The following is a 6,000-nucleotide window of genomic DNA, read 5'->3' on the forward strand; positions in this document are numbered from 1 at the left end:
GAAATCGGCATTACGCGCCGGACATAGCGGACGAATTACTCAAATGCCTGCAGGAATTCTGACATCTGCCTGACATGTTTCCCGGTCCGACCCCGGCCCGGTCTCCCCAGCCGGTCCCACGACCGGCCCCAGCGGCCGGACGACCTCCGGCGACGCACCCCGTCCGCCGGGAGCGAAACCCTGTTCCCAGCAGAGCCACACTCTACTCCGACTTGACCCCGAAATATTCCCGCCGAAATGCACGCAGCCGCCCGCACATACGGAGAGTCGAATTCCGTACGTACGGGCGGCGCGGAAATGGCGCGCGGCTCAGCAGCCGCCGGCCACCGCCGGAATGATCGAGACGCCGGCGCCGTCCTTGATCTCGGTCGCCAGGCCCTCGGCGAACCGCACGTCGTCGTCGTTCACGTACACGTTGACGAAGCGGCGCAGCTTGCCGGTGTCGTCCAGGATCCGGGCCGAGATGCCGGCGTGGTTGCGCTCCAGGTCGGCGATGACCTCGGCCAGGGTGGCCCCCTCGGCGGTCACCTCGGCCGCGCCGCCGGTGTAGGTGCGCAGGATGGTGGGGATGCGGACGTTGGCGCTCATGACTCTCCTTGCGGGGTGGGAGGCGGTTCAGGCGGACGCGAGGCCGGCGGAGTGGAAGGCGTCCAGGGTCGGCCGGATGACGGCGGTCATGCCCGCCTCGGAGACGGCGTCCAGCGTCTTCAGGCCGTCGCCCGTGTTGATCGCGACGGTCTCCTTGGCCGGATCCAGCTGACCGGTCTCGACCAGCTTCTTCAGCACGCCGACGGTCACCCCGCCCGCGGTCTCGGCGAAGATCCCCTCGGTGCGGGCCAGCAGCCGGATCGCCGCCACGACCTCCGCGTCCGTGACGTCCTCGACCGCGCCGCCCGTGCGACGGGCGATGTCCAGCACGTACGGGCCGTCCGCCGGGTTGCCGATCGCCAGCGACTTGGCGATGGTGTCCGGCTTCACCGGCTTGATCACGTCTCGCCCGGCCTTGAACGCCGCCGACACCGGCGAGCAGCCCTCCGCCTGGGCACCGAAGATCCGGTACGGCCGGTCCTCCACCAGACCCAGCTTGATCAGCTCCTGCAGCCCCTTGTCGATCTTCGTCAGCTGGGAGCCCGAGGCGATCGGGATGACGATCTGCTCCGGCAGCCGCCAGCCGAGCTGCTCACAGATCTCGTACGCCAGCGTCTTGGAACCCTCGCCGTAGTACGGCCGCAGGTTGACGTTCACGAAGCCCCAGCCCTCGCCGGCCGGATCCCCGATCAGCTCCGAGCAGAAGCGGTTCACATCGTCGTAGGTGCCCTCGATGCCCACCAGCTCACCGCCGTACACCCCGGCCATCACGACCTTGCCCTGCTCCAGGTCGTGCGGGATGAACACGCAGGAACGGAACCCGGCCCGGGCCGCCGCCGCGCCCACCGCGCCGGCCAGGTTGCCGGTCGAGGAGCAGGACAGCGTGGTGTACCCGAACGCCCGGGCCGCCTCGATCGCACACGCGACCACCCGGTCCTTGAACGAGTGGGTCGGGTTGCCGGAGTCGTCCTTGATGTGCAGCTGCGCCGTGAACCCGAGCTCCCGGCCCAGGTTGTCCGCCTTCACCAGCGGAGTCCAGCCGGGGTTCAGATTGGGCTTCGACGCCACATCGGCCGGCACCGGCAGCAGCGGCGCGTAACGCCAGATGGACGCGGGGCCGGCTTCGATCCGCTTGCGCAGCTCCTCGGCGCGCTCGCCGCCGAACTCGTACGCGATCTCCAGCGGCCCGAAGCACTCCAGGCAGGCGAAGCTGGGGCCGAGCGGGAAGCGGGTTCCGCACTCCCGACACGACAGGGCGGCGGCGGGGCCGAGGTCGACGGGCTGGGATCCCTGCGGCCGAAGGCCGGGGGAGGGTGCGGCAGTGTCGATAGCCATGATGGCGGAGGCCTCTCTCCTCATCTTCCCCGTGGCGCGGACGCACCACAGGCCGGAATTGGCACCTGTCCCGCCGGGGCCTGTCGACGACAGCCGCGCGAGAAGGTTGCCGGGACGTCAACGGGCCGTTCCCTCAGTCCCTCTGGATGAGCTTGTGAAGTTATGGTTCAGCGGCGACCCCGGCGTGCGAAGGTCCGACCGCTGTACGAAGACTGTATCCGAAGGCGTCAACCCTGAACGGGACCGTCCGCCACGCGAGATGAGCCGTTCCACCCGATCCCGCCGAGGAGAGTCACCGTGCCCGCCGAACCGACCCCCGCACTCCTCCCGCAGGCGGCGTCCTGGCTCCGCCGCCGCTCGTGGAGCGCGGCCGAGCGGCCGGTGCACACCCTGCTGGAGGCCAAGCAGCGCACCGGCCGCACCGTCAGCGTCGTCCTCCCGGCGCTCGACGAGGAGGCCACCGTCGGCGACATCGTCCGCACCGTCCGCCGCGAGCTGATGGAACGGGTCCCGCTGGTCGACGAACTCGTCGTGGTGGACTCCGGCTCCACCGACGCCACCGCCGCCGTCGCCGAAGCGGCGGGCGCCCGGGTGGAGCAGCGCGACCGGATCCTCCCCCGGCTGCCCGCCGTCCCCGGCAAGGGCGAGGTGCTCTGGCGCTCCCTGCTGGTCACCCGCGGCGACATCGTCTGCTTCATCGACGCCGACCTGCGCGAGTTCGACCCGGCCTTCGTCTCCGGCATCGTCGGCCCGCTGCTGACCGACGAGTCCATCCACCTGGTCAAGGCCATGTACGACCGCCCGCTGGAGACCGACAGCGGCGCGATCGTCCCGGCCGGCGGCGGCCGCGTCACCGAACTCGTCGCCCGGCCCCTCCTCAACCTCCACTGGCCGGAACTCGCCGGCTTCGTCCAGCCGCTCGGCGGCGAGTACGCGGCCCGCCGCTCACTCCTCGAACGGCTGCCCTTCCCCACCGGCTACGGCGTCGAACTCGGCCTGCTGGTCGACGCGTTGGAACTGGTCGGACTGGACGCCCTGGCCCAGGTCGACGTCGGCGTCCGGCACCACCGCCACCAGGACGGCCAGGCCCTCGGCCGGATGGCCGCCACCATCTACCGCACCGCCCTCGAACGCCTCGACCGCACCCACCGCCTCAAGGCCTCCGCCGACCTCGTCCACCCCCACCTCACCCAGTTCAGCCGCGCCCCGGAATCCCTCCCCCAGCCTTCGGCCGGCGGGACCCCCATCTTCGTCCCCCACACCCACCCCGTCACGGCCCTGGAACGCCCCCCGATGCACACCCTCCCCGAATACGCCACCCGCCACTAGGGGCCCGTCTTCGCACTCCCGCCTGCGGGCCGACGCCGGTGCACGCACCTCGCCGCGTTGTCGTCGGTCGCCCGATGCTCCGCATCGCCTCCCTCCTCCGCCTTGCGATGCACGCACCCCAACACCGCCCCGCCCGCCCTCCGGGCGAACGACGGGAGTGCGAAGACGGGCCCCAGACGGGTTTGCCACCCCGACCCCCCGGCAACATCCCAACCATGGGCGATCTCACGACCGAACGTTCGAGTGCGACCGGCACCGCCCCCGTTCTGGTGGCCTCCAACCGGGGACCGGTGTCCTTCAGCACCGCCGACGACGGCACGCTGACCCTGCGCCGCGGCGGCGGAGGCCTGGTCTCCGGCCTGTCCGCGATCGACGACCCCACCGCCGTCTGGGTCTGCGCCGCACTCAACGACGCCGACCGCAGAGCCGCCCGGGAAGCCCCCGACGGCCGCCTCGACCTCGCCGGGCACGAGGTCGGCGGCCAGGCCGTCCGGATGCTCGACATCGACCCCCAGACCTTCGCCCACGCCTACAACGGCGTCGCCAACTCCACCCTCTGGTTCGTCCACCACCTGCTCTACGCGACCCCCACCGCGCCCTCCTTCGACGCCGGCTTCCGCACCGAATGGGCCGCCTACCAGGCGTACAACACCGCCTTCGCCGACGCCCTCGCCACCGAAGCCGCCCCGAACGCCGCGGTCCTGGTGCAGGACTACCACCTGTCCCTCACCCCGGCCCTGCTCCGCGCGGCCCGCCCCGACCTGCGGATCGGCCACTTCTCCCACACCCCCTGGGCCCCGCCCGAGTACTACCGGCTGCTCCCCGACGACGTCGCCCGGGCCGTCCTGACCGGCATCCTCGGCGCCGACCGGGCCGGCTTCCTCACCGAACGCTGGGCCCGCGCCTTCGCCGCCTGCTGCGCCGACCTGCTCGGCGCCACCGTCGACCACGAGGCACTCACCGTCACCCACGAGGGCCGCACCACCCACCTCGGCGTCCACGCCCTCGGCGCCGACGCCGACTTCCTGCGCGACCGCGCCCACCGCCCCGACGTGGACGAACGCCTCACCGCCCTCCGTACGGCCGTCGGCGACCGCCGCACCATCGTCCGGGTCGACCGCACCGAGCTGAGCAAGAACATCGTCCGCGGCCTCCAGGCCTACCGGCACCTGCTCTGCACCCGCCCCGAATGGCACGACCGGGTGGTGCACATCGCCTTCGCCTACCCGTCCCGCACCGACCTCGCCGAGTACCGCGACTACACCGCCGCGGTCCAGCGGCTCGCCGACGAGATCGACACCGAGTTCGCCACCCCCACCTGGCAACCCCTGATCCTGCACGTCAACGACGACTTCCCGCGCTCCCTCGCCGCCTACCGCCTCGCCGACGTGGCCCTGGTCAACCCGATCCGGGACGGCATGAACCTGGTCGCCAAGGAAGTCCCCGTCGTCTCCGACCACGGCTGCGCCCTCGTCCTCTCCCGCGAGGCCGGCGCCCACGCCGAACTCAAGGACGACGCCCTCACCGTCAATCCCTACGACGTCATCGCCACCGCCGAGGCCCTGCACACCGGCCTCACCATGAGCCCGGAGGAGCGCGCCGACCGCACCAAGCGCCTCGCCGCGGCGGCCACCGCGCTCCCCCCGCAGCAGTGGTTCCTCGACCAGCTCAACGCCCTCTGACTCAGGCCGCGCCGAGCGCCTCCCCCAGGGCCGTCAACAACTCCACCACGCCCTCGGGCCCGTCGACCACCAGATCCGCCCGGTCGGCGAGCTCGCGCACCGGCGCGTCCCCCACCGCCCCGGCGCACACCAACAGCCCGGCCAACCCCTCCCCCCGCAGCTTCTCCACCGCCGCGAAGGCCGCCACGTCCCCCAGGTCGTCCCCCGCGTACAGCACCGAACGGGCACCGCGCTCCCGCAGGAACCCGGTCAGCGCCGCCCCCTTGTCCACCCCCGGCGGCCGCAGCTCCAGCACCAGCCGCCCGGGCTCCACCACCAGCCCGTACTCGGCCGCCAACTCCCCCACCGGCGCCCGCAACGACTCCAGCGCCCGCTCCGGATCCCCCGTCCGCCGGGTGTGCACCGCCACCGAGCGCCCCTTGTCCTCCACCCACGTCCCCTCGGGCGCCCCCACCCGCTCCAACACCCCCGGCAACGCCGCCCGCACCCCCGCCACCCCCGGATGCACCTCCGGCGCCGTCACCACACCCCCCTCCCACCGCTCGGCCCCGTAGTGCCCCAGCACCACCAGCCCCGGCACCTCGGCAAACCCCCCGTACTCCGCCGCCAACCCCGCCGGCCGCCCCGTCACCACAACCACGGCCCCCACCCGGGACGCCAGCCCCCGCAACGCCCCCACCACCCCCGGATGCGCCCGCGCCCGCGAGGGATCCGCCACGATCGGCGCCAACGTCCCATCGAAGTCCAAGGCCACCACCGCATCCCCCGGCGCCGCCAGGATCGCCCGCAACCCATCCCGCCCGGCACCCGTGGCCGGCACACCCATCTCGTCAAGACCCATACAGAGGCCCATACCCCCAACCCACGCCAGACCACCACCCCGCGGGCGCGCAGGGCGAAAGCCCGCGCGCCCACAACACCCCCAAACCCCCCACCCGCACCCACCCCCAGCACCCCTCCCCACCCACCCACCCACCCACCCCCTCCCCACCAGGCGAGAGGGACGCGCTGCGGAAGGGGGCGGCGCAGGGGGTGGCTGCGGAGAGGGGCGTGACGGGTGATTTTC

The 6,000-nt window shown here is 72.6% G+C and carries 5 protein-coding genes and 1 riboswitch; of the genes, 2 read left to right on the plus strand and 3 right to left on the minus strand.

The genetic code is table 11. The annotated features are described in order from the left end of the window. Positions 1-309: 309 nt before the first annotated feature. Entirely contained in the window at positions 310-588 is a 279-nt protein-coding gene (locus ACZ3YL_RS14055; protein ID WP_188308228.1) for a MoaD/ThiS family protein, read from the minus strand. 27 nt (positions 589-615) lie between these two features. After that, on the minus strand, positions 616-1,923 hold the full coding sequence (gene thrC, locus ACZ3YL_RS14060; RefSeq protein ID WP_188308229.1) for a threonine synthase: 1,308 nt from the start codon (positions 1,921-1,923) through the stop codon (positions 616-618). 17 nt (positions 1,924-1,940) lie between these two features. Continuing rightward, a riboswitch (SAM riboswitch) is annotated at positions 1,941-2,076 on the minus strand. 144 nt (positions 2,077-2,220) lie between these two features. Between thrC and ACZ3YL_RS14065 the strand changes: the two genes are divergently transcribed. Both ACZ3YL_RS14065 and ACZ3YL_RS14070 read left to right on the plus strand, forming a co-directional pair. After that, a complete protein-coding gene (locus ACZ3YL_RS14065) occupies positions 2,221-3,252 on the plus strand; it encodes a glucosyl-3-phosphoglycerate synthase (RefSeq protein WP_465657322.1) in 1,032 nt (343 codons plus the stop codon). A gap of 215 nt (positions 3,253-3,467) precedes the next feature. Next, on the plus strand, positions 3,468-4,934 hold the full coding sequence (locus ACZ3YL_RS14070) for an alpha,alpha-trehalose-phosphate synthase (UDP-forming) (protein ID WP_465657324.1): 1,467 nt from the start codon (positions 3,468-3,470) through the stop codon (positions 4,932-4,934). A 1-nt stretch (position 4,935) separates the two neighbouring features. Here the strand turns inward: ACZ3YL_RS14070 and otsB are convergent, their stop codons facing one another. Further along, the gene (gene otsB / locus ACZ3YL_RS14075; protein ID WP_188308232.1) at positions 4,936-5,787 is read right to left on the minus strand and encodes a trehalose-phosphatase; all 852 of its coding nucleotides are present in this window, start codon (positions 5,785-5,787) and stop codon (positions 4,936-4,938) included. Positions 5,788-6,000 lie beyond the last annotated feature (213 nt).

It is taken from the genome of Kitasatospora sp. NPDC023176 (assembly GCF_055560495.1).

What these genes read in the sequence shown, in the direction of transcription:
- ACZ3YL_RS14055 (WP_188308228.1), bottom strand. Translation starts at nt 588, where the DNA reads ATGAGCGCCAACGTCCGCATCCCCACCATCCTGCGCACCTACACCGGC.
- thrC (WP_188308229.1), bottom strand. Translation starts at nt 1,923, where the DNA reads ATGGCTATCGACACTGCCGCACCCTCCCCCGGCCTTCGGCCGCAGGGA.
- ACZ3YL_RS14070 (WP_465657324.1), top strand. Translation starts at nt 3,468, where the DNA reads ATGGGCGATCTCACGACCGAACGTTCGAGTGCGACCGGCACCGCCCCC.
- otsB (WP_188308232.1), bottom strand. Translation starts at nt 5,787, where the DNA reads ATGGGCCTCTGTATGGGTCTTGACGAGATGGGTGTGCCGGCCACGGGT.